Origin of the sequence: Duganella rhizosphaerae (assembly GCF_040364205.1) — a bacterium.
Classification (GTDB): domain Bacteria; phylum Pseudomonadota; class Gammaproteobacteria; order Burkholderiales; family Burkholderiaceae_D; genus Rugamonas; species Rugamonas rhizosphaerae.
This window is the reverse complement of sequence record NZ_BPWK01000001.1, coordinates 393,329-418,435: the sequence shown is the minus strand read 5'-3', so window position 1 is coordinate 418,435 and position 25,107 is coordinate 393,329. Positions and strand designations below refer to the sequence as shown.

The window sequence follows — 25,107 nt, the reverse complement described above, 5'->3', positions numbered from 1 at the left end:
AGCCTTACTGGCGAACGCGATGGCGATGTCGATCGCGTTCGGTGTGCAAGCTGCCGACACATTGGGACTGAAGGCCGGCGTGTTCGATCCGCCGCGCATGGCGCCCGACTTCACGGTGCGCGGCTCGGACGGCAAGGAACTGAAACTGAGCCAGTACCGCGGCAAGCTGGTGCTGCTGGAATTCGGCTACACGTCGTGCGTGGATGTTTGCCCGGTGTCGCTGGGGATGCTGGCGGAGGCGCGCCGGCAGATGGGCGCGCAGGCCAGCCAGCTGCAGGTCATCTACGTCACCGTCGATCCCGAGCGCGATACGCCCGAGCGCATGCGGAACTACCTGCGCGCTTTCGATCCGACCTTCATCGGCGCCACCGGCACGCCGCAGCAAATGGCGCGCGTGCGCCAGGACTACGGCATCACCGCCACCAAAAAAATGATCGACGGTAGCAAGACCGATTACATCGTCGGCCATTCCTCGTACCTGTACTTCGTCGACCGCAAGGGAAGCTTGCGCGCGTTGCTGCCGTTCGGACGCACCGCCGCCGATGTGGTGCACGACGCCACGCTGCTGTTGAAGAATTGAGTACGCTGCGTCTATACAAACCGGCCGCCATCGCGCTGGGTCTTGCCGCCGCCGGCCTAGTGGCATTTTGCGCGTGGGCCGCGCTGGCGCCGCTCGCCCTGCCCTCGCGCGACGAGCTGTTTGAAATCCCCAACGGCACCTGGGCGCGCCGCATGGCCGGCGACAAGGTGGAGATCCTGCCTTCCGAGATCCATCTGACGCACGGCGCGAACGACGTGCTCCTGCTGCGCAACAAGGACAGCGTGCCGCAGATTTTCGGGCCGGTGCTGATCATGCCGGGCCAGAGCTTCCGGCTGCCGTTCGAAACCGTCTCCGTCAACGACTTCGCCTGCACCGCACACGCCAGCGGGCAAATGCGGGTGGTGGTCGACGCCATGCCAACCGCCGGCTGGCCGCGCCTGAAGTGGCGCGCCCTGCGCGCCTGGGCGCGCGCGCCGCATCTGTTTTCTACCTGATTGGACGTTATGGAAAAACTCAAGAAAATCCTGCCGCCGCTGGCGGTGCTGGCCACGCTGATCGCCCTGTGGTGGATCGTCGTGGTGCAGACCGAGAGCGTGATCTTCCCCACGCCGCTGCAAGTGGTGACCGGCACGCTGGAACTGGCCGAAGACGGCACGCTGTGGGAGCATATCGGCGCCTCGCTGTTCCGCGTCGGCACCGGCTTCGGGCTGGCGGCGCTGGTCGCCATACCGATGGGGCTGTGGATGGGCCGCGTGGACGGCGCCTACATCACGCTCAACCCCATCTTCCAGATCCTGCGGCCGATCTCGCCGATTGCCTGGATACCGCTGGCGATCCTGTGGTTCGGCGTCGGCAACGTGTCGCCGATCTTCCTGATCTTCATCGCCGCCGTGTTCCCGATGATCGTGCAGACGGCGTCCGGCGTGCACACCATCGAACGGCGCTACCTGCGGGCGGCGGAGAACTTCGGCGTCTCGAAGACTACGCTGTTCCGGCAGGTGATCATTCCCGCGGTGCTGCCGGAGATTATCGTCGGCATGCGCATCGCGCTGGGCGTGGCGTGGCTGGTGGTGGTGGCGGCCGAGATGATCGCGCTGCGCTCCGGCCTGGGCTACCTGATCATGGACTCGCGCAACGCCGGCAACCGCTATGACCTGGTCATCGCCGGCATGATCATCATCGGCATCATCGGCTTGATACTGGACGCGGTGATGCGCAAACTCGAAGGCCTCAAATCGGTAAGGTGGCGCTATGGACGCTAAAACTATGGACGCCAAAATCGTCGTCAACGATATCAAGAAAAACTTCAAGGAGCTGGCGGTGGTCGGCGGCGTCAGCCTGGACGTGAAGGATGGCGAATTCGTCGCCATCGTCGGGCCTTCCGGCTGCGGCAAGTCGACGCTGATGAAGATCATCGCCGGCTTCGAGCAGCCCAGCGAGGGCGAAGTGCGCATCGACGGCATGGTGCGGCGCGGGCCCAGCCCCAAAGGCATCGCGATCTCGCAGCATGGCTCGGTGTTCCCGTGGCTGACGGTGCAGCAGAACCTGATGTTCGGCCTGACCGGCAACGGCCATGGCGACAAATCGGCGCTGGCCGATCACTATGCCGAGATGGTGGGCTTGAAGGGTTTCGAGAACAGCTATCCGCACGAACTGTCGGGCGGCATGCTGAAACGGGTGGAGCTGGCGCGGGCCTTTGTCGTCAAGCCGGAGATCCTGTACATGGACGAGCCCTTCTCCGCGCTGGATGCGTTGATGAACCTGAAGATGCGCACCGAACTGCTGCGCATCCTTTCCGAGGAACGCCACACGGTCATCCTGATTACGCACGATGTGGAGGAAGCGCTGTTCATGGCGGACCGCATCCTGGTGCTGTCGCCGCGTCCGACGCGGATACAGGCGTCGTTCGACGTGCCGCATCCGCATCCGCGCAAGCTGTCCCGCCCCGAATTCCAGGAGATGAAGGAACAGATCCTGCGCGAACTGGGCGTGACTATTTGACCTGCTTGAGCACTTCCAGCACGGCCTCGGTCACGGCTTCAGGCTTGTCGGCCTGAATCCCGTGGCCGGCGCCGGCCACGATGCGCTGCGTGCCGCGCGTGGACAGTGCGGCCATCTGCTTCTGAATCGCGACGTTCTCGTCCTCCATCGCTTTATTCAGCGCGCTTTGCGGCTGGTTGGGCACCGCATACGGGCTCACGCCGCGCGTCAGCACCACCAGCGGCAGGTCGCCGAGCGGGCGGCGCAAGGCGCGCAACTGCTCGTCGCTATCCTTCATCGCATTCCATTCCGCCACCGTGGTGCGCCAGTAGGCCGGCTTGCGCTCGTGCGCCAGCACCACCGGGCCAAGCGCAGGGCCGAAGAAGGTCGACGGATCGCCGATGCAGTTCTTCTGCTGCTCGCTGCCGGCGGCGATGCCCTTGCCTTTGCTGGCGGCGGCCAGGCAGTACTGGTTCTGCTGCTCGACCATGCCGTAGATCTGCTTGATCTTGCCATCGGTGGCCTTGTCGAGACGCGCGGTTTCGTCCTCATGCTGCGCTTCGACCAGCACCAGGCCTTTGACCTCGTCCGGATAGCGATAGGTGTAGACCTGCACGTTGGCGCCGCCGAGCGAATTACCGACCAGGATATACGGCGGCTTGACGCCGGCGCCGGCCAACAGCTTGTGCAAATCCTCGGCCACGTTTTCGGACGTGTTCGGGCGCGTAGCGGGCTCGCTGAAGCCGTAGCCGGCGCGGTCGAACACGCAGGCGCGCGTATGCTTGGCCACTTCCGGCTGCACCTTGAACCACGCCCAGCCAGCGTCGCCGGACGGCGAGTCGAACAACACGGTGGTGGCGCCCTCGCCGCTGCAATGCAAATTCATCTTACGGCCGCCGACATCGATCAACTGCTGCGGCTTGGCAAACGCACGGCCGCCATCGCTCTTCGCGGCGGAAGCCGCCAATACAGGGGAAACCGCACCGGCGGCCAGCGCCAGCAGTGCAAGACGAAACAAAGGTTGGGTCATTCAGTTCATCCTAAAAAATGGGGTCAGATCTGACATTCGGACACGGGCTCAAGCTTATCAAATTTACTACAGCTGTGCACGTGTCCGAATGTCAGATCTGACCCTCTTTTAGCGGACGGCAAGGGAGACGCTGGCGGGGAATTGCGGGGCGCGGCGATGTAGCGTCGCCTGTTCGTAGCAGTAGGCCATGCGGATCAGCGTGGCTTCGCTGTAGGCGGCGCCGACGAACGACAAACCCACCGGCAGGCCGTGCACATACCCGGCCGGCACCGTGATGTGCGGGTAGCCCGCCACCGCCGCCGGCGACGAGAAGCTGCCGCCGAAATGGTCGCCGTTGATGAAGTCGGTCAGCCAGGCGGGGCCGCCGGTCGGCGCCACCAGCGCGTCGAGCTGGTGCTCGCGCATCACCTGGTCGATGCCTTCGGCGCGCGAGTAGCGCTGGTTGTTGGCCAGCGCGTCGCGGTAGGCCGGGGTGTCGAGATCGCCCTTGGCCTGCGCACGCTCCAGGTATTCCTGGCCGAAGTACGGCAGCTCTTGCTGGTGGTTTTTCTGGTTGAAGGCGATGACGTCGGCCATGTTGGACACCGACGCATGCGGCGCGTACTCCTTCAGGTAGGCCGCCAGGTCGGCCTTGAATTCGTACAGCAGCACTTCGGTCTCGCTGTCGCCGTATTTGCTGACGTTGGGCACTTCGGTGTCGACCAGGATCGCGCCCTGCGCCTTCAGGTCCAGCAGCGCTTTTTCGATCACCGCGTCCAGCTCGTCGTTGCTGCCAAAGAAGTTGCGGGCCACGCCGATGCGCTTGCCCTTCAAGCCGCCCTTCTCCAGCGCGGCGCGGTAGTCACCGGCCTTGCCGGCGCCCTCTTGCGTGACCGGATCCCTGGCGTCGACGCCGGTCATCGCGGCCAGCATCAGGGCGGCGTCGGCGACGCTGCGCGCCATCGGGCCGGCCGTGTCCTGCGAGTGGGCGATCGGAATGATGCCGCTGCGGCTGACCAGTCCCAGCGTCGGCTTGATGCCGACCAGGCCGCAGATCGAGGCCGGCGAGACGATCGAGCCGTCGGTCTCGGTGCCGACCGCCAGCGTGGCCAGGCCGGCGGCGATCGCCGCGCCCGAGCCGGAGCTGGAGCCGCTGCAATTGCGGTCCAGCGAATACGGATTCAAGGTCAGTCCGCCGCGCCCGCTCCAGCCGCTGACCGAATGCGTCGAGCGCATATTGGCCCATTCACTCAGGTTGGTCTTGCCGATGATGACGGCGCCGGCCGCGCGCAACTGGGCGGCGACGTGGGCGTCGCGCGCGGCGCGGATGCCGTTCAGCGCCAGCGAGCCGGCGGTGGTGCTCATGCGGTCGCCGGTGGCGATGTTGTCTTTGAGGAGGACGGGGATGCCGTGCAGCGGGCCGCGCACGCGCTTGAGCTTGCGCTCGCGGTCCATGTCCAGCGCGATCTTCAGCGCTTCGGGATTGATTTCGATGATGGCGTTGAGGCGGGGTCCGGCCTTGTCGATGGTCTTGATGCGGGCCAGGTATTGCGAGGTCAGCGAATGCGAGGTCAGCTTGCCGGCCTCCATCATCTGCTGCTGTTCCCAGACGCCGGCATCGAGGATGCCGCCGGGGCCGAGCTTGGAGGCCGCACCGGCCGGCGCCGCCAGCACCCGGTTGCTGCTGCCCGCCATGGCCCCTGCGGCCACGCCGATCCGAACGAATTCCCTGCGATCCATGCCATCCTCGTGAGTGGTTTGAACTGATCACCAATGCGCACTATTTGTTGCGTCACATAAATATATCAGCGTGTTGCCACCTACACCACAAAAATTATTACAAATCAGCAAATAATTACTAACTTCCAATAAAAAAAGCACGCCGGCATGTGTTTAACATGCGCTGGCGTGCTTTTTTAGCACTAAAACCGATTAGTTACGAACGATACGCTTGTATTCGTTGGTACGGGTGTCGATTTCGATGACGTCGTCCTGGCTCACGAACAGCGGCACTTGCACGGTGTGGCGGTGGGCTTCGATGGCGTTTTCGATCTTGGCTTCTTTCAGGACGTTGCCCGAAGTGTTGCCCTTGACCGCAGGCTCCGAGTACACGACCTGGCGGGCGATGGTGGTTGGCAGCTCAACCGAGATCGCTTTGCCGTCGTAGAACACGGCTTCGCATTCCATACCGTCTTTCAGGTAGTTCAGCGCTTCGCCCAGGTTTTCTTCTTCGATTTCGTATTGCTCGTAGTCGCTGTCCATAAACACGTACAGCGGATCGGCGAAGTACGAGTAGGTCACTGGCTTCTTGTCCAGAACCACCACGTCGAACTTGTCGTCGCCGCGGAACACGTTTTCCATTGGGGTGTTGGTCAGAAGATTCTTCATCTTCCATTTGTACGTGAAGCCCGTGCGGCTCGAACCGTTGACGTCGGAGCGCAGAACGATCATAGGCTTGCTGTCAACCATGATGATGTTGCCAACACGAATTTCTTTTGCAGGTTTCATAGAGAGTGTACGTAAAAAGTAGGTTGCGTAAAAATCATCTGTCGCCAGGCTGAACGCCCAAAGCTCACGGTTGATCGGGTAAAAATGCGCTAGAGATTAACCCGGCATTATACCTTGTTTTTCCCGCACCGCCTATCTCAGCGTGGCGGCGAATGCCATCAGATTGGCGGCCAGGTCGCCGTTGGCCTGCATTTGCGCCTGCCACTGGCCGGCGCGCGCCTGCATCGCCGGCATCTGGCGCGCGAACGCTTGCCACAGCGTCGGCCAGCCGCTGCCCTCGCCCGCCGTCGGCGCGCCGTTCCAGCGCAGCGAAAATTCGGCCAGCGCGTCGAGCCCGACGGCGTAGCGCTGCAGGAAGGCGCGCAGTTTTTTGTGGTGCAGGTCTTCGTCCTGCGGGTAGATGTGCCAGACGAAGGGCTTGCCGGCCCACTGCGCGCGCACGAAGGAATCCTCGCCGCGCACGAAGTTCAGGTCGCAGGCCCACAGCAGCTTGTCGTAGTCCGGCTGCGGCACGAAGGGCAGCACGCGCAAGGTCAGCGCGCCGTCGGTGGCGCTGGCGCCGGCCTTGGCCTCCGCACCAAGGAAGGCTTGCACCGTCTCGGCCGCCACGCCTTCCGGCACCAGGCAGGTGACGGCTTGGTCGCCCTGGCGCCAGACGTCCAGCAGCGCCGAGACCGGCGCGTGCGGGTAGCAGAACAGCGAGACCTTGGTGGCCGCCAGCTCGGCCGGCGTGACGCCGAAGCGCGCCAGGAACTGCGCCATCGCCGCCGGCGAGGACTGGAACTCGGCACGCTGCTGCTCCAACTCGGCTTCGCGCAGCAGGCCGCCGGTCTTGTCGGTGAAGCCGGGGAAGAAGAAATGCTTGGTCAACGACAGGCGCGGATGCGGCGACGTCAGGCGATGGCAGCCCTCGACCCACTCCTCGGCCGTCAGCCCTTCCAGGTTGAACCATACCGGGCGCGGCTCGCACTGCGCCATCGCCTCGATGTAGCCGGGCGGGATGTCGACCGCGAAGAATTCGATGACGATGTCGGCCACGTCGGCCGGCGTGTAGACGCCGTCCTGGTCGCGCCAGTGGCGCACCTGCACGCCGTCGAGCTGCTGGCGGTCGGCGGCGATGTCGACCTCGGGGCAGATTCGGCGGAAGCTGGCCAGGTCGTCGACCCACAGCGTGACCGCGATGTCGTGCTCGCGCCGCAGCTGGCGCGCCAGGCGCCAGCAGATGCCGATGTCGCCGTAGTTGTCGACGACACGGCAGAACAGATCGAGACGGCGGAATTTCTTCATGACAGGCCGGGAAAAAAAGTGAGGCTGGATGATACCTGATTAACGTGCGAGGGCCACCAAGAATACCAAAACTTCCACCCGCTGGCCCAGTCCAATCCCTTCCAGCGCAGGTCCACGCGGCACATGGACAGCGCTGGGCAATAGCAACCACAACAAGGAGATGTCATGAACGAGTATCAACAATACTATGGACAACAACTAGCACCGCAACAACTGGGCGGCCTGGCGCCGCAAGGTTTCTTCGGCAGCTTGCTGGGCGCACCGCTGGGCGGCCTGATCGGGCGCGGTATCGGCGGGCTGTTCGGCAATTCCCATCTCGGCAGCCAGATCGGCCAGGCGGCCGGCGGCATCGGCGGCTCCTTCCTGCCACTGGGCGTCGACCCTGTGACCGCCGCCTACGCACAACAAGCACAACAACAGCAACTGCAGCAACTGCAACAGGCCCAGCTCGCACCACAGGGCTGGTTCGGCAACATCATCAAGAGCGTGGCGCAACCGCTCGGCGGCGCCATCGGCGGCGCTTTCGGTAACGCCGGCCTGGGCAACACCATCGGCGGCATCGCCGGCCAGCTGGGCGGCATGCTGCCGTTCGCGGCCGATCCGGTGCAGCAAGCTTACGCCCAGCAAGCGGCGCAGCTCCAACAACTACAACAGCTGCAAGCACAAGGCCTGGCGCCGCAAGGCTGGTTCGGCAACATCATCAAGAGCGTCGCGCAGCCGCTGGGCGGCGCGATCGGCGGCGCCTTCGGCAATGCGGGACTGGGCAACACCATCGGCGGCATCGCCGGCCAGCTGGGCGGCATGCTGCCCTTCTCGGCCGATCCGGTGGCGCAAGCCTATGCGCAGCAGGCAGCCCAGCTTCAACAGCTGCAAGCGCAAGGCCTGGCGCCGCAGGGCTGGTTCGGCAATATCATCAAGAGCGTGGCGCAACCGCTGGGCGGCGCCATCGGCGGCGCTTTCGGTAACGCCGGCCTGGGCAACACCATCGGCGGCATCGCCGGCCAACTGGGCGGCATGCTGCCCTTCTCGGCCGATCCGGTGACGCAGGCCTATGCACAGCAGGCGGCGCAGCTGCAAGCGCAAGGCCTGGCGCCGCAGGGCTTCTTCAACGATCTGCTGCGCAACCGCGCCAACACCGGCATCATCAGCCCACCCATCTTCAGCCGGCCCATCGGCAGCCCCGGCATCGGTTACTCGAGCCCCAATATCGCCAGCATGCTGCCATTCGCCGTCGATCCGGTGACGCAAGCCTATGCGCAACAAGCACAGGACGCGCAGCTGCAAGGCCTGGCGCCACAGGGCTGGTTCGGCAACATCATCAAGAGCGTGGCGCAGCCGCTGGGCGGCGCGATCGGCGGCGCCTTCGGCAATGCAGGACTGGGCAACACCATCGGCGGCATCGCCGGGCAACTGGGCGGCATGCTGCCGTTCGCCGCCGACCCGGTAACTGCGGCCTACGCACAACAACAGCTGCAACAGCAACTGCAACAACAGCAACAGCAGCAGGCGCAGCAAGCGCAACTGGCCCAGCTCACGCAGCAGGCGCAAATGGCCAACGCCGGCAACACCGCGCTGTACGGTGGTCAACTGCTGCACTGATCACGCGCTGAGACGCCGACAGGGCGGCGTCGCCCCCTGCCCTCCAGCGGCGGCGGCCGCGGAGGGCGCTGCACTTTTTAAGGAGATCTCCATGTTAGAAGCGCAAGGCGCGCAAGCCAAGAAGTCCAGGTATCTGATCCACGCCACCGACGGCGCGCCGCTGGCCGATTTTCTAGCGCTGGCCGATGTCGATCCCGAGATCAATCTGGTCGACGTCATCGGTCCGCGCGACCAGCCACATACGGCGGTGGTTGAAATCAGTCCCGACAAAGCCCGCGTGCTGGAGCTGCATTTCCGCAGCACCGCCACACCCTCCCACCAATTGACGATAGAACCGGACCAGCCGCTGTCGCTATTCGACGACGCGCAGGCCGACCCGATTTGAAAGGAAAGTCCATGGCCAAAACCCCTAACGACGGCGCCTCGTCTCTACCGGATCCCACGCTCTCCGGTAGCAGCGAATCCGCCAGCTCCACGGAAAACCCAGGCCGCTCGGCGCGCGCTTCAGGCGCCAGCGGCAACGGCCCGGCCTCTGCCGCCAGCGACGCGGCGCCCAGCGCCGCCGGCGATCCCGGCAAACGTACCGACGGCGGCGGCCGCACAGTCACCGCGCGCAAGAAACAGTATGTGATCGCGCCGCGCCAGCCGGACGGCTTGCAGGCGATGAGTTTCCAGCCGCTGCAATTCTCGGCGCTGGAACAGGCGCTGCGCAGCAGCACCGACATCGAGGTGATCGACACGGTCGGCCCCAAATCGGTGCTCGGCGCGCTGGCCGATGGCATGGGCGGCTCGCAGGGCGTGCTGGTGGCGCGCATGACAGAACAGAAAGCCACCATACTGCATCAACAAGGCCAAGGCCGGCTGCTGGTGGAGAGCGACCAGCATCTGACCCTGATGGACGCGTCGCCGCGCCAACCGTCGATGGTGACCGGCGTGATGCCGGCCGGCGCCGGCCCCGTGCTCAACGCAGTCATCAACGTGATCGGCAAGGATGGCGCGCCGCAGGCCGACGCGGAAGTGTCGCTGTTCGGCAGCATGCTGCCGGCCAGCGGCGTGACGGACGCCAACGGCCAGGTCACCCTGTCGCTGTTCGGCGAAACCCGTGAATCGGTGCGCGGCCTGTACGTCAAGCCCAAGTCCGATTACTGGAGCTTCTACCAGCGCGACCCCGACATCAGCACCGACGAGACCAACGTGGTGGCGCTGCGGGCGCTGTCGGACTGGCCGTCGCTGGCCGGCTTCCCGCGCCAGCGCGCCTACGGCTGGGGCCAGAAGGCGATGCGGCTCGATCAGCTGCCGGGCAACTACCGCGGCCAGGGCATCAAGATCGCCATCGTCGATTCGGGCGCGGCCACCACCCACGCCAACCTGCGCGGCATCAAGGCCGGCTTCGACGTACTCAACAAGAAGACCGATCCCGACAGCTGGGACCAGGACACGCTGGGCCACGGCTCGCACTGCGCCGGCGTGATCGCGGCGGCCGACATCGCCTCCGGCATCCGCGGCTTTGCGCCGGACGCCGAGGTGCATGCCTGCAAGCTGTTCCCCGGCGGCCAGATCAGCCAATTGATCGATGCGCTGGAATACTGCATCGACAAGCAGATCGACGTGGTCAACCTGAGCCTGGGCGGCGCCGAGGTGTCGGAAGCGCTGGAGCAGCAGATCGTGCGCGCCAAGCGGGCCGGCATCGCCTGCATCGTCGCGGCCGGCAATTCGGGCGGCGCGGTGCAGTACCCGGCCTCGTCGCCCAACGTGCTGGCGGTGGCGGCGGTGGGCAAGCTCGACGAGTTCCCGGCCGACAGCTATCACGCGCAGACGCTGGACCAGAATGTCGACGCCTACGGTTATTTCACGGCCAAGTTCAGCTGCTTCGGACCGCAGGTGGCGGTGTGCGCGCCAGGGGTGGCGATCACCTCCTGCGTGCCGCCGAATAATTTCGCGGCCTGGGACGGCACCTCGATGGCGACGCCGCACGTGACCGGACTGGCGGCGCTGACGCTGGCGCACCATCCGGACTTCCAGTCGCCGCAGTACAAGGCGCGCGGGGCCGAGCGGGTCGAGCGGCTGTTCCAGATCATCCGCGCCAGCGCGCACCGGGTCAGCCTGGCCGACCAGAGCCGCACCGGTTTCGGCTTGCCGGACGTGCTGGTGGCGGTGGGCTTGCAGACGCAGGTCAACCAGCAGCCGGCGCAGGTGGCGCCGCAGCAGGCCGGCGTGATGTCGCCGCTGATGGCGTCGCCGCAGCTGGGCGGGGCCATCGGTGGCGCGCTGGGTGGCGCAATGAGCAACTTGATGGGCGGTGGCGCGGTCTACGATCCGCTGGGGCTGGATGTGGCGCGGGCGGCGCAGATGGCCGCCTACGGCACGCAATGGCCGCAGCTGCACGTGGGCCGTTTCCCGCTGCCGCAGCCGTACAACCCCATCATGTGGTAGCTCCGGAAATGCAAAAAGCCGCACAAGGCGGCTTTTTGCATATACTTTTTATTTACTCGCTGCGTATCTGGCGTCCCCAAGGGGATTCGAACCCCTGTACTCACCGTGAAAGGGTGATGTCCTAGGCCTCTAGACGATGGGGACAGAAATCTGTCCGTACTGGCCGGTGCTACGTTTTGGAAAAATCCTGTGGCGTCCCCAGGGGGATTCGAACCCCCGTACTCACCGTGAAAGGGTGATGTCCTAGGCCTCTAGACGATGGGGACTTTTCCAAGGCGCGAATCATAGCAGTCTCTATCGCGCTTGGCAATAGCAAACCCTTGTTTTTACGGGAAAAAGTCGAAACATAGTCGAGCTTGCAACACGGCTGCAACAAGCGCAAAAACAAAAAAGCCGCTCAAGGCGGCTTTTGCAATGCTGGCGTCCCCAGGGGGATTCGAACCCCCGTACTCACCGTGAAAGGGTGATGTCCTAGGCCTCTAGACGATGGGGACATGTCGGTGCTTCCTGCGCTAATGGTGGAGGTAAGCGGGATCGAACCGCTGACCTCTTGCATGCCATGCAAGCGCTCTCCCAGCTGAGCTATACCCCCCGGGCGCAGAAAGTCTTCTGTCGTACTACGGTGCTGCAGGTACTACTTTTACTGCTCTCATCAGCCTGGCAAAGCTGGCGTCCCCAAGGGGATTCGAACCCCTGTACTCACCGTGAAAGGGTGATGTCCTAGGCCTCTAGACGATGGGGACCTCGGAACTACGGTAACACAATCGCTATCATCTCCGCGCAGTGGTGGAGGTAAGCGGGATCGAACCGCTGACCTCTTGCATGCCATGCAAGCGCTCTCCCAGCTGAGCTATACCCCCCGGGCGCAGAAATAATAAAAGCCGCTTGCGCGACTTTTGTTTTCACTACTTGTATCTATCCAGCGTAAAGCCAAACATCAAACAAATCAGTACAAACAACGTCAACTACAACATCTACAACGCATTACAACCTTGGCGTCCCCAGGGGGATTCGAACCCCCGTACTCACCGTGAAAGGGTGATGTCCTAGGCCTCTAGACGATGGGGACTGCGAACAACCAATTCTGCAACGTGGTGGAGGTAAGCGGGATCGAACCGCTGACCTCTTGCATGCCATGCAAGCGCTCTCCCAGCTGAGCTATACCCCCGTTTGCTGCAGAAACAAGAGTATAGCAAAGAAGACGCGCTATGCAAATACCCTTTTGCAACTTTGCTCAGGATTCAAGTCAGAATCAGAGAAATTTCGCCAGGCGCGCCACAATCGCCTCGCGGCCGAAGATCTGCAACACGGCGTCGATGGCCGGGGTTTGCAGCTGGCCGGTGACGATCAAACGCAGCGGCATGGCCATCTGCGGCATCTTCAGCGTGTTGGCGGCCAATACTTCCTTGATCATCGCGGCCAGCGCTTCCTTGGTCCACTCCACCGTGGCGCAGCGTTCGGCGAACTGCGCCAGCGCCGGCTTGACGGCGTCGGTCAGGTGCTGGGCCAGCAGCGCGGCGTCCGGCTGCGGCGCGCGGTAGAACAGCATGGCGGCGTCGGCCAGTTCGTTGACGGTGTTGACGCGCTCCTTCATCAGCGCCAGCACGGCCGGCAACGCAGGCGCGCCGTCGAACACGGCGCCGGCGGCCAGCATGCGCGGCTGGGCCAGCGCGGCCAGGCGTTCGTTGTCGGCCTGCTTGATATAGTGGTTGTTGAGCCAGTTCAGTTTTTCGATGTTGAACTGCGCGGCCGAGTTGGACAGGTGGGTGCCGTCGAACCAGGCGCACACCTGCTCCATCGAAAACACTTCGTCATCGCCGTGGCTCCAGCCCAGGCGCGCCAGGTAGTTCAGGATCGCTTCCGGCAGATAGCCTTGCGCCGGATAGTCCATGACGTTGACGGCGTCCTTACGCTTGGACATCTTCTGGCCGTCGGCGCCGAGGATCATCGGCAGGTGGCCGTACAGCGGCAGCGGCGCGCCAATGGCGCGCAGGATGTTGATCTGGCGCGGCGTGTTGTTGACGTGGTCGTCGCCGCGCAGCACGTGGCTGATTTCCATGTCCCAGTCGTCGACCGCCACGCAGAAGTTATAGGTCGGCGTGCCATCCGGACGGGCGATGACCAGGTCGTCCAGTTCCTTGTTGCCGATGGTGATGGTGCCTTTGACGAAATCGTCCCACGTCACTTCGCCGTCCAGCGGGTTCTTGAAGCGCACCACCGGCTTGCGGTCGGCCGGGATGGCCGGCAGGGTCTTGCCCGGCTCCGGACGCCAGGTGCCGTCGTAGCGCGGCTTCTCGCCGGCTTCGCGCATGCGCTCGCGCATCGCCTCGACTTCTTCCGGCGACGAGTAGCAATGATAGGCGGTGCCCGCCTCCAGCATCTGCGCCACCACTTCGCGGTAGCGGTCCATGCGCTGCATCTGGTAGAACGGGCCTTCGTCGTGGCTCAGGCCCAGCCACTGCATGCCTTCGATGATGGCTTGCACCGCTTCCGGGGTCGAACGCTCGAGGTCGGTGTCTTCGATGCGCAGCACGAAGGTGCCGCCGAAGTGACGGGCGTAGGCCCAGGAGTACAGCGCCGTGCGGGCGCCGCCCAGGTGGAGGTAGCCGGTCGGGCTCGGTGCGAAACGGGTACGGACTGGCTTGGCTGGTGCAGTAGTCATCGAAGTAGGAGTGCTTATGTGTAAAAGAAGCTATTTTACCGCGTCGGCGAAGGTGCGGCGATAGCGCTCTTCCGCATCGGCGCGGGTGTTGATCTCAAATAGCAGCCCGCCCGGCGCTACACAGAAGAAGCGCGAGCCGCGCTCGTGATAGAAGACCTCGGTTTTCATCGTCACGCCCTCCTCCTTGAATCGGGCGTGCAAGGCGCGCACCTCGTCGGCGCTGGGCAGCTCGAAGCCGAGGTGGAAGTTGTGCGGCCAGACGGTGCTGCGGTCGCCGCAGTCTTCGATGACGATGTCGAAGCCGTCGCGCTTGAGGATGCTGGTCGGGCCGGCCAGTTCGACCCGGCAGCCCAGCTGGCGCTCGAAGAAGGCGACGCTGGCGGCGACGTCGTTGGAGGGGAAACTCAGGTGGTTTAAACGCATGGTGGACTCCGGTTGCGTGGGTTGGTGGAGACCACAGAATACGGAACCTGCCGGGCGCCGGCTATTCGCCGCGGCACAGCTGCGCCGCGGCGAATAGCCGGAGTAAAAACAAAGACTTACGGCTTAGATCAGGAAACGCGCGAAATGACTATTCGCTTTTTCCTTACTTGACGGTGATCTTGATGTCCTTGCTCATACCCGGACCGTAGGACTGGTGCAGGCCGTTGGCGAACTGCATCGACAACACGTAAGTGCCGGGCGCCAGCTTGACTTCGGTCTCGGTCTGGCCCTTGCCGAAGTGAATGTGGTGCTCATCGGCAGGCACCACTTCGCCCGCTTTGACCGGCGCGGCGTTGATCAGCAAATGGTGGTGGCCGGTGTTGGCCGTCATGTCGCCGGCCGGCTTGACTTCCATGCCGGTGACGGCGAACTTGACCTTGAACGGGCTGGTGACGGTGGCGCCGTCGGCCGGCTCGACAAACGAGACCGATTGCTGGGCGAAGGCGCTGGCGCTCAGGGCCAGGAAGGCTGCTGCGGCTACAAGGTTTTTCATCATGAAGTGATCTCCGGTTTAGTCGTCTTAGTTAGTCATTCTTAATAACAATGCTGGGGAACTTGCTGGTCATATCTTTGGCCTTTTCAGCCACCTGTACTGCAATCTTGCGGGCGATGTCCTTGTAGATGGCTGCCACCTGGCCGTCCGGCTCGGCCACCACGGTCGGCTTGCCGGAATCGGCCTGCTCGCGGATGGACAAGGTCAGCGGCAAGGCGCCGAGGAACTCGACGTTGAAGTCCTTGCACATCTTGGCGCCGCCGCCGGCGCCGAAGATTTCCTCCGCATGGCCGCAGTTGGAGCAGATGTGGGTGCTCATGTTCTCGACGATGCCGAGGATCGGAATGCCGACCTTCTCGAACATCTTCAGGCCCTTGCGCGCGTCCAGCAGCGCGATGTCCTGCGGCGTGGTGACGATGACGGCGCCGGTGACCGGCACCTTTTGCGATAGCGTCAGCTGGATATCGCCGGTGCCGGGCGGCATGTCGACGATCAGGTAGTCGAGGTCGCGCCAGTTGGTCTGCTCCAGCAGCTGCTGCAGCGCCTGCGTGACCATCGGGCCGCGCCACACCATCGGCTCGTCCGGGTCGATCAGGAAGCCGATCGACGACACTTGCACGCCGTAGTTTTCCAGCGGCTCCATGGTCTTGCCGTCCTTGGTTTCAGGACGGCCGGACACGCCCAGCATCATCGGCTGCGACGGGCCGTAGATGTCGGCGTCCAGCAGGCCGACCGAGGCGCCCTCGGCGGCCAGCGCCAGCGCCAGGTTGACGGCGGTGGTCGATTTGCCCACGCCGCCCTTGCCGGAGGCCACGGCGATGATGTTCTTCACGTTGGGCATCAGTTTCAGGCCGCGCTGCACGGTGTGCGAGATCACCTTGCTGTGCACGTTGACGCTGACATTACCGGCGCCCGGCAGCACGCGCAGGGCGGCGATGACGCTGGCGCGGATGGCGTCGAACTGGCTCTTGGCCGGGTAGCCCAGCTCGATATCGAGGGAGATATCGCCGCCCTCGACCTTCAAATTCTTCACGGCCTTGCCGGACACATAGTCTTTCGTTGTATTTGGGTCAACGATTTGGGACAGCGCGGCTTTGACGTCTTCTACTGTGATGCTCATGTAACTCTCTCCGTAAAATGTGCCCTCATTCTAGCGCATAGCGACAGAAAACCCCTCAGACGTGTGCAGTTGCGGCTTCCACTGTTAAAATGTTCTTTTTCCACCCACAAAGTGCATCAACCATGACCCGCAAGCTGTTCGTCACCACTGCCCTGCCCTACGCTAACGCCGCTTTCCATATTGGCCACATGATGGAGTACATCCAGGCCGACATCTGGGTCCGGTTCCAGCGAATGCAGCGCGACGGCGCGAGCGGGGAACAACGGGTGGTGCACTTTGTCGGCGCCGACGACACCCACGGCACGCCGATCATGATCGCCGCCGAAAAGGAAGGCATCACGCCGCAGGAATTCGTGGCCAAGATCGCCGCCGGCCGCGCCCAGTACCTGGACGGTTTCCATATCGCCTTTGACAACTGGTATTCGACCGATTCGCCGGAAAACGTCGAACTGTCGCAGGGCATCTACCGCAAGCTGCGCGACAACGGCCTGATCCAGACCAAGATCGTGCCGCGCTTCTACGACCCGGTCAAAGGCATGTTCCTGGCGGACCGCAACATCAAGGGCGAGTGCCCGACCTGCCACGCCAAGGACCAGTACGGCGACAACTGCGAAGTGTGCGGCGCGGCCTACCAGCCGACCGAGCTGATCAACCCGTTCTCGGTGTTCACCAACGCCACGCCCATCCTCAAGGATTCGGAGCAGTACTTCTTCAAGCTGTCCGACCCGCGCTGCTACCAGTTCCTCAAGGACTGGCTGAACACGCCTGGCCGCCTGCAGCCGGAAATGGTCAACAAGGTCAGCGAATGGCTGGGCGAAGCCGGCGAAAAGCTGGCCGACTGGGATATCTCGCGCGACGCGCCCTACTTCGGCATCCCGATTCCTGACGCGCCGGGCAAGTTCTTCTACGTCTGGCTGGACGCGCCGGTCGGCTACCTGGCCAGCCTGAAGAACTACTGCGAGAAAAAGGGCATCGACTACGAGGCCCTGCTGCAAGACCCGGGCACCGAACAGATCCACTTCATCGGCAAGGACATCGTCTCCTTCCACCTGCTGTTCTGGCCGGCCATGCTGAACTTCGCCGGCCACCCGGTGATCGACAAGCTCAAGGTCAACGTGCACGGCCACCTGACCGTCAACAACGAGAAGATGTCGAAGTCGCGCGGCACCGGCATCTCGCCGCTGCGCTACCTGAACCTGGGCATGAACCCGGAATGGCTGCGCTACTACATCGCCTTCAAGCTGAACTCCAAGGTGGAAGACCTGGACTTCACCGGCGACGACTTCGTGGCCCGCGTCAACAGCGACTTGATCGGCAAGTACGTCAACATCGCTTCGCGCTGCGCCGGCTTCATCGCCAAGAAGTTCGACGGCAAGCTGGCGTCGTCGCTGTCCGACGGCGCGCAGGGCTGGATCAAGCGCGCGCTGATCACCGCTGACGGCGTCGAGCGCCAGGCCAGCATCGCCGCCAATTTCGAGGCGCGCGAGTTCGGCAAGGCGCTGCGCGAGATCATGGAGATCGCCGACATCACCAATCAGTACGTCGACGAGAACAAGCCGTGGATCCTGGCCAAGGACGACGCCAAACTGGCCGAGTTGCACGACGTCTGCACCACCGCGCTGATCCTGTTCCGCCAGCTGACCATCCTGCTGTCGCCGGTGCTGCCGGGCGTGGCCGCCAACGTATCCAAGTTCCTCAACGACGATCAGTTGGTGTGGGCCGATACCGACGTCGCCAGCGGCGTGGTGTCGAGCGCGATGCTGGGCCGCACCATCGGCGCCTACGCGCACCTGATGACGCGCGTCGATGCGAAGATGATCGAGGACCTGTTCGACGCGCCGGCGCAGCAAGCCGCCGCAGCGGCGCCAGCGCCGGCCGCCAAGCCGGTCAAGCAAGCCGCCGCGCCTGTCGCGCCTGCGTTGCCGATGCCGGAAGGCGTGGAAGACCTGGCGCCGCAGATCAGCATCGACGACTTCGTCAAGATCGACCTGCGCGTGGCCAAGATCGTCAACTGCGAACACGTCGACGGTTCGGACAAGCTGCTGCGCCTGACCCTGGACGTGGGCGAAGGCCGCCTGCGCAACGTCTTCTCCGGCATCAAGTCCATGTACCAGCCGGAAGAGCTGGTCGGCAAGCTGACCGTGATGGTCGCCAACCTGGCGCCGCGCAAGATGAAGTTCGGCGTGTCCGAAGGCATGGTGCTGGCCGGCTCGGCCAAGGACGAGAAAGCCAATCCGGGCATCTACATCCTCAACCCATGGCCGGGCGCTGAGCCAGGCATGCGCATCCGCTAAGGGCCGGCCGATGAACATCGTGGTTCGGGAAGCAAGGAATGACGATGCCAAGCTGATTGCCGACCTCACGCGCGCCGCGTGGGCCGGCAAGGTCAGCGTCACTTCCAGCGGCCACCGCGAAACCGCCGTCCTCGTTGCAGAACACCTGCGCGATGGCGGCGGTTTTGTTTTGCTGGTCGATGAACAGCCGGTCGGTTCGGTGCGCTGGCTGCCGCTCGATGCGGAGCCGGATGTGTGGGAGATCTGCCGCATGGGCGTGCTGCCGCAGTACCGGGGCGGCAATCTGTCGCAGCATCTGCTGGAGGCGGTGATCCATCACGGCCTGGCGAGCGGCGTGGAGGAAGTGCGGCTGGCCGTGCGCGGCGACCAACCCAAGCTGATCGACTTCTACACCGCCTTCGAATTCGAACTGGCTGAAGAGCTTGAATACTCCCACGCCAATCCGATGGAACCGCCGCCGCTGGTGATGCGGCGTTCGCTCAAGTACTAAACCGCTACGCCGAGGCGTGGATGACGTGCTTGAGCAGGGTCTTAATATCGGCTTCCGCCTCCGGCGACACCTGGGTGAACATGCAGCCGACATGCAGCTGTTCGCCCAGCAGGAAGGAGCGCACGGCGCGCGTGACCCGGATTTCCATTTCCGCGACGACCACGGATTCCGACTCCGATTCCGTCTCCAGTTCCAGCCGCACCTCCACCAGCTTGCGGCCCTTGAGCAAACCCTTGGTCGCGCTCTTGGTGCAGCGCAGGCCCATGCCGCCTTGCGCGAAATCGTAGATGGGCAGCTCGTACATCTTGCCGTTCACCTCGAACGAGGCCATGAAGGTGACACCGAGCGGTGTCTCCACGCGTTCGAATGTGCGCCGGTTCAGCACCGCGCAGGTTTCCGGGAATTTCATCGGGATCAGCTGCGGCTGGCCGGGAAGCGAGTTCCAATCCGGATCCGTCAGGCGAAATTGAATCTTGGCGTTGCTCAGGACGGTGACAAAGGTGACTTTGCCAGGCGGCAGGGTCGAGCCTTCGTTCAATTCCATCACGAAATGCGGGTTCTCGGGATCGACTGACAGTATGCGTCCAAGCACCGGCTCGCGGACACCGCTCACGTACATCGAGATCGCATCGCCGCTCGCGGCCAGGGAAGTGAATGCATCGCCGATATCGTCCTCGGTCGTCATGTCATACGAATTCGCGGCGGCTGGGATCTGGGCTATCGCGTCTTGTGGCCGTGGCGGTCCTCTGCGGATCGTGACGGCAGTGTGCTCAGTGAGTAGCATATCACCACCTATGATGTAGACGTTATCTGGGTCTCTTTATGACTTCATCATAGTTTGTGAATTGCTCCATTGCAACCTATTTTTTACATTTTGAAATATAGGAGTGGAAACAACCCACTCCCGCCAGCCATTTTTACTTGTAAATACCACAACCGATCACGACGTCGTCCACGCGCTCGACGTAGGTGCGTTTGCCGTCGACGGTGCCGGTGCTTGGGTTGGGCCATTTGTAATCGACCCAGCCCTTGCCTTCCTTGCTCATGCCCAGCGCCAGGATGTCCTTGATCAGGAACTTGCCATCGGCATCCTTCATCTCCAGCACGTTCTTGCCGACCAGCTTGATGTTGGCGCCGTTGGCCAGTTCGACGCCATCGCCATTGGCGCCGAAGGCGAAGATGTACAGGTCCTTCTGAATGAACTGCCCCTTGGGATTATTGAACTCGGCCAGCGCCTTTTCCTTGCCGTTCTTTTTCATGAACTCGGCGGCTTTCTTGACCATCGCCACCGCTTCATCGGCCGTCCCCTTCTCCGCCGCGCTCGCACCCAGCGCCGCAAACATCATCAGCCCAGCCAACATACCCGCGAATAGTTTTTTCATGACCGCTCCTTAGAAAACGTGACGAATGCCGAGATTGAGGCCGCGATTGCCGGTACCGCCTTCGATCGCGCTGCCGACCGTGTAGCCGGCGCCGTTCTTGTTGCGGATGTAAGCATACACCCCATACAAGTCCGTGCGCTTCGACAAATAGTAGCGATAGCCCGCCGCCAGCTGCTGCGCATCCTGGTTGAAGCTGGTCTTGTCGTTCTTGCGGATGTAGGAGGCCAGCCACGTGCCCATCCCTTGCGGCACCGTCACGCCCAGCAGCACCACGCTGCTGTCGATGGACGGCGTCGGCGCCACGGCGTAGCCGAACGGGTTGTTCAGGTTGCGCGGCAAGGCGCTGTTCAAGCCCTTGTCGACGCCGTAGGCAAAGTGCGCCTTCGCCACGCCGAAATCGTACAGCGCCGTCAGCACGGTGTTTTTCGCGCTGCTGTTGTTCTTGACGGTGGCCGTATCGTTATTCCGGTTGTGATGCGCGAGTCGCACCACCAGCGGGCCGCTGGTGTAGGCGACCGCGCCGCCGAACTGGCGCTGCGCCGTGCTGTCGCCCGCCACTTCGCCGACGCCGTAGACCAGTTCCGCATTGAAGCCGTTGACCACCGGCGACGCGTACTTGACCGCATTGTCCATGCGGCTGGCGCTATTGCCGGTGGAGGCCATCAGGTTCTTGGTGTCGCCCGCCGTGCCGGAGCCGAAGGGATCGACCGCCGCCACCGCCAGATACTGCGGCGTGTACTGGCGGCCCAGGGTCAGCGTACCGGCGGTCTTGCTCTGCAAGCCGACGTAGGCCTGGCGGCCGAACAGCAAACCGCCCTGCCCCATCGCGCCGGTGTCGGCCTGGAAGCCGTTCTCCAGCAGGAAGATGGCGGACAAGCCGTCGCCCAGATCCTCGGTCCCTTTGAAGCCCAGGCGCGAGCCCGACTCGACGCCGCTGGTCAGCTTGGTGCTGGAAGCGGCCGCGCCGACGCCGCCGCTTTCGCGCACCACCGCCATGTCGACGATGCCGTACACCGTCACGTTCGATTGGGCCGCAGCCGTACCGGCCAATGCGCTCAGCGCCAGCGCAAACATAGTTTTATTCATTGTTGTCCCCAGTTGTACAGGCTCTGATGTTGGAGGCGGGATAACGAGCCCTGGCTATCCCGCCTGCTTGGCGTTTATATCGTTTATTTGATTCCGAAGCCGCCGCCGCCCGGCGTTTCGATGGCGAACACGTCGCCTGCCTGCATCTCGGCGGTGTGCGTGGCGCCGAACTCCTCCACCGTGCCGTCGCCGCGCTCGACCCAGTTGCGGCCCAGCGCTCCGGGCATCGCGCCCTCCAGCCCGAACGGCGCGATGCGGCGGTGGCCGGCCAGGATGTTGGCCGTCATCGCCTCCAGGAAGCGGATGCGGCGCAAGGCGCCATCGCCGCCCCGTTGCGCACCCTCGCCGCCACTGCCGCGACGGATCGCGTGGGTTTCCACCAGCACCGGAAAGCGCCACTCCAGCACCTCCGGATCGGTCATGCGCGAGTTGGTCATGTGGGTCTGCACGGCGGCCGTGCCGTCGAAGCCAGGTCCCGCGCCGGAGCCTCCGGCAATAGTCTCATAGTACTGGTGCTCGGCATTACCGAAGGTGAAATTATTCATCGTTCCCTGCGACGCCGACATCACGCCCAGGGCGCCGTACAGCGCATCTGTGACATATTGCGACACTTCCACATTGCCAGCCACTACCGCCGCCGGGTAGCGCGGGTTGAGCATCGAGCCTTCCGGGATGATCAGCTTGAGCGGCTTGAGCACGCCCTCGTTCATCGGAATGTCGCTGTCGATCAGCGTGCGGAACACGTACAGCACGGCCGCCTTGCAGACCGACAGCGGCGCGTTGAAGTTGGTCGGCCGCTGCTCGCTGGTGCCGGTGAAGTCCACCGTGGCGCTGCGGCTGGCATGGTCGATGGTCAGCTTCACCTTCAACATCGCACCGTCGTCCATCTCGTAGGCGAAGCTGGCGTCGCGCAGGCCGCCGATGGCTTTGCGCACCGCCGCTTCGGCGTTGTCCTGCACGTGCTGCATGTAGGCCAGCACCACGCCTTCGCCGTAGCAGGCGGTGGCCTTCAGCAGTTCATTGGCGCCGGTCTCGCAGGCGCCCAGCTGGGCGATCAGGTCGGCGATGTTCTGGTCGATATTGCGGCTCGGCCAGGGGCCGGCGCCGAACAGCTCGCGCACCAGCGGCTCGAGGAATACGCCCTTGTCGACGATCTTGATGTTGTCGAGCAGGACGCCCTCCTCCAGGATGCTGGTGCTGTTCGGCGGCATGGAGCCGGGCGTGATGCCGCCGACGTCGCCGTGGTGGCCGCGCGCGGCGACGTAGAACAGCGGCTCCGGCCGCACGGCGAACGGCGGCGCGCCGGCGTCGCCATACACCGGGCAGACGATGGTGATGTCCGGCAGGTGGGTGCCGCCGTTGTAGGGCACGTTGAGCACATAGGCGTCGCCCGGCGCCATCGTCGCCGCGTGCTGGCGGATCACGCACAGCACGCTGTCGCTCATCGAGCCCAGATGGACCGGGATGTGCGGCGCGTTGGCGATCAGGTTGCCCTCGCGGTCGAAGATGGCGCAGGAGAAGTCCAGCCGCTCCTTCATGTTGACCGAGTAGGCGGTGTTCTCCAGCGTGGTGCCCATCTGCTTGGCGATCGCCATGAACAAATTATTGAAGATCTCCAGGTGGATCGGATGCACGGCGGTGGTCATCTTGTGCGCGCTGCCGGCGGCCACGCTGCGCTCCAGCAGCAGCGAGTGGTCGGGCAGGACGCGCGCGCTCCAGCCGGCGTCCACCACGGTGGTGGCGATCTCCTCGCGGATCAGCGCCGGACCGGCGACGCGGCTGCCCACCGGCAGCTCGGCGCGCACGTGCAGCGCGATCGGCACGGTCTGGCCGTCGACATAGCTGTAGACGCGGCCTGGCGAATCCGCGCCGCCGCCGGCCGGCACTTCGATGACGAAGTCGGCGCCATCGCCGGCGCCGATCGCTTCGGCCGATACCGATTCGATCACCAGCGGCTGGCCTTCCATGACGAAGCCGAAACGGCCGCGATACAGCGCCGCAAAGGCCTCGCTCATCTCGGCCATGCTGGCCAGCGGGATGACGAAGGCGGAATCGCTGTCCTGATATTTCAGCCGCGCGCAAAGTTCGACGCGGATGTCTTCCTGCGCCACCTGCTGCTCCAGCAGTTCGGTGGCGGCGTCGCGCGCCAGCGCCACCAGTTGCGGTCCCAGCTCGGCCAGCGTGGCGTCGCTGAGCGGCTGTTCGACCGCACCTTCGCGCATGGCGCGGATGTCGGCCAGGCCCATGCCGAATGCGGACAGCACGCCGGCGAACGGGTGGATCACGATCTTGGTCATGCCCAGCACGTCGGCCACGCGGCAGGCATGCTGGCCGCCGGCGCCGCCGAAGCAGCACATGGCGTAGCGGCTGACGTCATAGCCGCGCTCCACCGAGATCGACTTGATCGCCTGCGCCATGTTATCGACCGCCACCGCCAGGAAACCGTCGGCCACGGCGGACGGCGACAAGCGGGTGCCGGTTTCGCGGGCGATCTTCTCGGATAGTTCGCCGAAGGCGCGCACCACCACGTCGCGGTCCAGCGGCTGGTCGCCGTTCGGGCCGAACACGCGCGGGAAGTGCTCCGGCTGGATACGGCCCAGCATCACGTTGCAGTCGGTGACGGTCAGCGGACCGCCCTTGCGGTAGCTGGCCGGGCCAGGGTTGGCGCCGGCCGATTCCGGCCCGACCTTGAAGCGGCCGTTCTCGAAGCTGCAGATCGAGCCGCCGCCCGCCGCCACGGTATGGATGTGCATCATCGGCGCGCGCACCCGCACGCCGGCCACCACGGTCTCGAACACGCGCTCGTAGGCGCCGTCGTAGTGGGCGACGTCGGTCGAGGTGCCGCCCATGTCGAAGCCGATCACCTGTTTCAGGCCGATCGCCTCACAGCTCTTGACCGCGCCGACGATGCCGCCGGCGGGGCCGGACAGGATCGCATCCTTGCCCTGGAAGCGGCCGGCGTCGGTCAGGCCGCCGTTGGACTGCATGAACATGATGCGCACGTCGCCCGTATCGGCCGAGACCCGCGACACGTAGTCGCGCAGCACCGGCGACAGGTAGGCGTCCACCACCGTGGTGTCGCCACGGCCGACGATCTTCATCAAGGGGCTGACCTGGTGGCTGACGGAGATCTGCGTGAAGCCCGCCTCCTCGGCCAGCGCCCGCAGCCGCTGCTCGTGCTGAGGATAGCGGTAGGCGTGCATCAACACGATGGCGATGGCGTCGATGCCCTTGGCGCGCACCGCGACGAACTGGCCGCGCAACGCCGCTTCATCCGGCGCCTGCAGCACCTCGCCGCGTGCGCCGATGCGTTCGTCGATCTCGATCACTTCCTCGTAGATCAGGTCCGGCAGCTCGATGCGCATGGCGAAGATGTCCGGCCGGTCCTGGTAGCCGATGCGCAGCTGGTCGGCGAAGCCGCGCGTGATGGCCAGCGCGGTGCGCGCGCCCTTGCGCTCCAGCAGCGCGTTGGTGGCGACGGTGGTGCCCATCTTGATCACTTCGATCTGGTCGGCCGGCAGCGGATCGCCCGTCTTCAGCCCGAGCAGGTCGCGCATGCCTTGCGTGACGGCGTCGTCGTAGCGCTCCGGGTATTCGGACAGCAGCTTGTGCGTGACCAGCTTGCCGTCCGGGCGGCGCGCGACGATGTCGGTGAAGGTGCCGCCGCGATCGACCCAGAACTGCCAGCGAAGTTGTTGAGCGGGGATGTCGTTTTTCATGGTGTAACCTCTGCTGTTGCT

Annotated in this window: 20 protein-coding genes, 8 tRNA genes and 1 pseudogene; 9 read left to right on the top strand and 20 right to left on the bottom strand. The window is 64.2% G+C overall.

The window, feature by feature from the left end; genetic code table 11:
- The first annotated feature begins 19 nt into the window (after nt 1-19).
- The 4 genes from RUGAMON1_RS01905 to RUGAMON1_RS01890 are packed head-to-tail and all read left to right on the top strand — an operon-like array spanning nt 20 to nt 2,542.
- Nucleotides 20-580 (top strand): SCO family protein, encoded by a 561-nt coding sequence (locus RUGAMON1_RS01905; protein WP_445228894.1) that lies wholly within the window; start codon nt 20-22, stop codon nt 578-580.
- A complete protein-coding gene (locus tag RUGAMON1_RS01900; RefSeq protein WP_445228893.1) occupies nt 577-1,035 on the top strand; it encodes a cupredoxin domain-containing protein in 459 nt (152 codons plus the stop codon). The genes RUGAMON1_RS01905 and RUGAMON1_RS01900 overlap by 4 nt, the downstream gene beginning before the upstream one ends.
- A gap of 9 nt (nt 1,036-1,044) precedes the next feature.
- Nucleotides 1,045-1,803, top strand: a complete 759-nt coding sequence (locus RUGAMON1_RS01895; RefSeq protein ID WP_445228892.1) for an ABC transporter permease — start codon at nt 1,045-1,047, stop codon at nt 1,801-1,803.
- A complete protein-coding gene (locus RUGAMON1_RS01890) occupies nt 1,793-2,542 on the top strand; it encodes an ABC transporter ATP-binding protein (RefSeq protein ID WP_445228891.1) in 750 nt (249 codons plus the stop codon). Before RUGAMON1_RS01895 ends, RUGAMON1_RS01890 begins: the two co-directional genes overlap by 11 nt.
- Here the strand turns inward: RUGAMON1_RS01890 and RUGAMON1_RS01885 are convergent.
- From RUGAMON1_RS01885 to earP, 4 genes are all read right to left on the bottom strand, one after another.
- Nucleotides 2,535-3,551, bottom strand: a complete 1,017-nt coding sequence (locus tag RUGAMON1_RS01885; RefSeq protein WP_445228890.1) for an alpha/beta fold hydrolase — start codon at nt 3,549-3,551, stop codon at nt 2,535-2,537. The two genes, RUGAMON1_RS01890 and RUGAMON1_RS01885, sit on opposite strands and share 8 nt — an antisense overlap.
- Nucleotides 3,552-3,659: 108 nt before the next feature.
- Nucleotides 3,660-5,270: an amidase gene (locus RUGAMON1_RS01880; RefSeq protein ID WP_445228889.1), complete on the bottom strand. Its 1,611-nt coding sequence runs from the start codon at nt 5,268-5,270 to the stop codon at nt 3,660-3,662.
- Between the two features lie 192 nt (nt 5,271-5,462).
- Entirely contained in the window at nt 5,463-6,038 is a 576-nt protein-coding gene (locus tag RUGAMON1_RS01875) for an elongation factor P (RefSeq protein WP_445228888.1), read from the bottom strand.
- Between the two features lie 132 nt (nt 6,039-6,170).
- Nucleotides 6,171-7,325 (bottom strand): elongation factor P maturation arginine rhamnosyltransferase EarP, encoded by a 1,155-nt coding sequence (gene earP, locus RUGAMON1_RS01870; protein ID WP_445228887.1) that lies wholly within the window; start codon nt 7,323-7,325, stop codon nt 6,171-6,173.
- A 165-nt stretch (nt 7,326-7,490) separates the two neighbouring features.
- Between earP and RUGAMON1_RS01865 the strand changes: the two genes are divergently transcribed.
- The 3 genes from RUGAMON1_RS01865 to RUGAMON1_RS01855 all read left to right on the top strand — a co-directional run bounded on the left by RUGAMON1_RS01865 (nt 7,491) and on the right by RUGAMON1_RS01855 (nt 11,357).
- The gene (locus tag RUGAMON1_RS01865; RefSeq protein ID WP_445228886.1) at nt 7,491-8,924 is read left to right on the top strand and encodes a hypothetical protein; all 1,434 of its coding nucleotides are present in this window, start codon (nt 7,491-7,493) and stop codon (nt 8,922-8,924) included.
- A 91-nt stretch (nt 8,925-9,015) separates the two neighbouring features.
- Complete coding sequence (locus RUGAMON1_RS01860) at nt 9,016-9,309, top strand: hypothetical protein (protein WP_445228885.1); 294 nt, start codon at nt 9,016-9,018, stop codon at nt 9,307-9,309.
- Between the two features lie 11 nt (nt 9,310-9,320).
- Nucleotides 9,321-11,357 carry a S8 family serine peptidase gene (locus RUGAMON1_RS01855; protein WP_445228884.1) on the top strand — a complete coding sequence of 679 codons (2,037 nt, stop codon included), beginning with the start codon at nt 9,321-9,323 and terminating at the stop codon, nt 11,355-11,357.
- A gap of 68 nt (nt 11,358-11,425) precedes the next feature.
- Here RUGAMON1_RS01855 and RUGAMON1_RS01850 read toward each other — a convergent pair.
- The 12 genes from RUGAMON1_RS01850 to apbC all read right to left on the bottom strand — a co-directional run bounded on the left by RUGAMON1_RS01850 (nt 11,426) and on the right by apbC (nt 16,115).
- Nucleotides 11,426-11,501, bottom strand: a tRNA-Glu gene (locus tag RUGAMON1_RS01850).
- Between the two features lie 46 nt (nt 11,502-11,547).
- Nucleotides 11,548-11,623 (bottom strand) — tRNA-Glu (locus RUGAMON1_RS01845).
- Between the two features lie 152 nt (nt 11,624-11,775).
- Nucleotides 11,776-11,851, bottom strand: a tRNA-Glu gene (locus RUGAMON1_RS01840).
- Nucleotides 11,852-11,873: 22 nt separating this feature from the next.
- Nucleotides 11,874-11,949, bottom strand: a tRNA-Ala gene (locus RUGAMON1_RS01835).
- 75 nt (nt 11,950-12,024) lie between these two features.
- Nucleotides 12,025-12,100 (bottom strand) — tRNA-Glu (locus tag RUGAMON1_RS01830).
- 41 nt (nt 12,101-12,141) lie between these two features.
- A tRNA-Ala gene (locus RUGAMON1_RS01825) sits at nt 12,142-12,217 on the bottom strand.
- 133 nt (nt 12,218-12,350) lie between these two features.
- Nucleotides 12,351-12,426, bottom strand: a tRNA-Glu gene (locus tag RUGAMON1_RS01820).
- 23 nt (nt 12,427-12,449) lie between these two features.
- Nucleotides 12,450-12,525 (bottom strand) — tRNA-Ala (locus tag RUGAMON1_RS01815).
- An 84-nt stretch (nt 12,526-12,609) separates the two neighbouring features.
- Nucleotides 12,610-14,019, bottom strand: a complete 1,410-nt coding sequence (gene gltX / locus RUGAMON1_RS01810; protein WP_445228883.1) for a glutamate--tRNA ligase — start codon at nt 14,017-14,019, stop codon at nt 12,610-12,612.
- A 30-nt stretch (nt 14,020-14,049) separates the two neighbouring features.
- Nucleotides 14,050-14,442, bottom strand: a complete 393-nt coding sequence (locus tag RUGAMON1_RS01805) for a VOC family protein (RefSeq protein WP_445228882.1) — start codon at nt 14,440-14,442, stop codon at nt 14,050-14,052.
- A 163-nt stretch (nt 14,443-14,605) separates the two neighbouring features.
- Complete coding sequence (locus tag RUGAMON1_RS01800; RefSeq protein WP_445228881.1) at nt 14,606-14,998, bottom strand: DUF4399 domain-containing protein; 393 nt, start codon at nt 14,996-14,998, stop codon at nt 14,606-14,608.
- Between the two features lie 28 nt (nt 14,999-15,026).
- Nucleotides 15,027-16,115 carry an iron-sulfur cluster carrier protein ApbC gene (apbC, locus tag RUGAMON1_RS01795; protein ID WP_116988190.1) on the bottom strand — a complete coding sequence of 363 codons (1,089 nt, stop codon included), beginning with the start codon at nt 16,113-16,115 and terminating at the stop codon, nt 15,027-15,029.
- 65 nt (nt 16,116-16,180) lie between these two features.
- On the opposite strand from apbC, the pseudogene metG reads away from it, so the two are divergent.
- Nucleotides 16,181-18,409 (top strand): annotated as a pseudogene (gene metG, locus RUGAMON1_RS01790) (methionine--tRNA ligase); the annotation flags it as partial.
- A 10-nt stretch (nt 18,410-18,419) separates the two neighbouring features.
- On the top strand, nt 18,420-18,899 hold the full coding sequence (locus tag RUGAMON1_RS01785) for a GNAT family N-acetyltransferase (protein ID WP_445228880.1): 480 nt from the start codon (nt 18,420-18,422) through the stop codon (nt 18,897-18,899).
- A 4-nt stretch (nt 18,900-18,903) separates the two neighbouring features.
- Here the strand turns inward: RUGAMON1_RS01785 and RUGAMON1_RS01780 are convergent, their stop codons facing one another.
- The 4 genes from RUGAMON1_RS01780 to RUGAMON1_RS01765 form a co-directional block, all read right to left on the bottom strand.
- Entirely contained in the window at nt 18,904-19,584 is a 681-nt protein-coding gene (locus RUGAMON1_RS01780) for a PilZ domain-containing protein (protein ID WP_445228879.1), read from the bottom strand.
- Between the two features lie 232 nt (nt 19,585-19,816).
- Nucleotides 19,817-20,281 carry a cache domain-containing protein gene (locus RUGAMON1_RS01775; RefSeq protein ID WP_445228878.1) on the bottom strand — a complete coding sequence of 155 codons (465 nt, stop codon included), beginning with the start codon at nt 20,279-20,281 and terminating at the stop codon, nt 19,817-19,819.
- 9 nt (nt 20,282-20,290) lie between these two features.
- Nucleotides 20,291-21,367, bottom strand: coding sequence for a porin (locus RUGAMON1_RS01770; protein ID WP_445228877.1), 1,077 nt, complete (start codon nt 21,365-21,367; stop codon nt 20,291-20,293).
- 83 nt (nt 21,368-21,450) lie between these two features.
- Nucleotides 21,451-25,086 (bottom strand): hydantoinase B/oxoprolinase family protein, encoded by a 3,636-nt coding sequence (locus RUGAMON1_RS01765; protein ID WP_445228876.1) that lies wholly within the window; start codon nt 25,084-25,086, stop codon nt 21,451-21,453.
- Nucleotides 25,087-25,107 lie beyond the last annotated feature (21 nt).

What these genes read in the sequence shown, in the direction of transcription:
- RUGAMON1_RS01885 (WP_445228890.1), bottom strand. Translation starts at nt 3,551, where the DNA reads ATGACCCAACCTTTGTTTCGTCTTGCACTGCTGGCGCTGGCCGCCGGT.
- RUGAMON1_RS01780 (WP_445228879.1), bottom strand. Translation starts at nt 19,584, where the DNA reads ATGACGACCGAGGACGATATCGGCGATGCATTCACTTCCCTGGCCGCG.
- RUGAMON1_RS01765 (WP_445228876.1), bottom strand. Translation starts at nt 25,086, where the DNA reads ATGAAAAACGACATCCCCGCTCAACAACTTCGCTGGCAGTTCTGGGTC.
- RUGAMON1_RS01895 (WP_445228892.1), top strand. Translation starts at nt 1,045, where the DNA reads ATGGAAAAACTCAAGAAAATCCTGCCGCCGCTGGCGGTGCTGGCCACG.
- RUGAMON1_RS01860 (WP_445228885.1), top strand. Translation starts at nt 9,016, where the DNA reads ATGTTAGAAGCGCAAGGCGCGCAAGCCAAGAAGTCCAGGTATCTGATC.
- RUGAMON1_RS01905 (WP_445228894.1), top strand. Translation starts at nt 20, where the DNA reads ATGGCGATGTCGATCGCGTTCGGTGTGCAAGCTGCCGACACATTGGGA.
- RUGAMON1_RS01865 (WP_445228886.1), top strand. Translation starts at nt 7,491, where the DNA reads ATGAACGAGTATCAACAATACTATGGACAACAACTAGCACCGCAACAA.
- RUGAMON1_RS01775 (WP_445228878.1), bottom strand. Translation starts at nt 20,281, where the DNA reads ATGAAAAAACTATTCGCGGGTATGTTGGCTGGGCTGATGATGTTTGCG.
- RUGAMON1_RS01855 (WP_445228884.1), top strand. Translation starts at nt 9,321, where the DNA reads ATGGCCAAAACCCCTAACGACGGCGCCTCGTCTCTACCGGATCCCACG.
- RUGAMON1_RS01805 (WP_445228882.1), bottom strand. Translation starts at nt 14,442, where the DNA reads ATGCGTTTAAACCACCTGAGTTTCCCCTCCAACGACGTCGCCGCCAGC.
- apbC (WP_116988190.1), bottom strand. Translation starts at nt 16,115, where the DNA reads ATGAGCATCACAGTAGAAGACGTCAAAGCCGCGCTGTCCCAAATCGTT.
- RUGAMON1_RS01875 (WP_445228888.1), bottom strand. Translation starts at nt 6,038, where the DNA reads ATGAAACCTGCAAAAGAAATTCGTGTTGGCAACATCATCATGGTTGAC.
- RUGAMON1_RS01890 (WP_445228891.1), top strand. Translation starts at nt 1,793, where the DNA reads ATGGACGCTAAAACTATGGACGCCAAAATCGTCGTCAACGATATCAAG.
- RUGAMON1_RS01800 (WP_445228881.1), bottom strand. Translation starts at nt 14,998, where the DNA reads ATGATGAAAAACCTTGTAGCCGCAGCAGCCTTCCTGGCCCTGAGCGCC.
- gltX (WP_445228883.1), bottom strand. Translation starts at nt 14,019, where the DNA reads ATGACTACTGCACCAGCCAAGCCAGTCCGTACCCGTTTCGCACCGAGC.
- RUGAMON1_RS01785 (WP_445228880.1), top strand. Translation starts at nt 18,420, where the DNA reads ATGAACATCGTGGTTCGGGAAGCAAGGAATGACGATGCCAAGCTGATT.
- RUGAMON1_RS01770 (WP_445228877.1), bottom strand. Translation starts at nt 21,367, where the DNA reads ATGAATAAAACTATGTTTGCGCTGGCGCTGAGCGCATTGGCCGGTACG.
- RUGAMON1_RS01880 (WP_445228889.1), bottom strand. Translation starts at nt 5,270, where the DNA reads ATGGATCGCAGGGAATTCGTTCGGATCGGCGTGGCCGCAGGGGCCATG.
- earP (WP_445228887.1), bottom strand. Translation starts at nt 7,325, where the DNA reads ATGAAGAAATTCCGCCGTCTCGATCTGTTCTGCCGTGTCGTCGACAAC.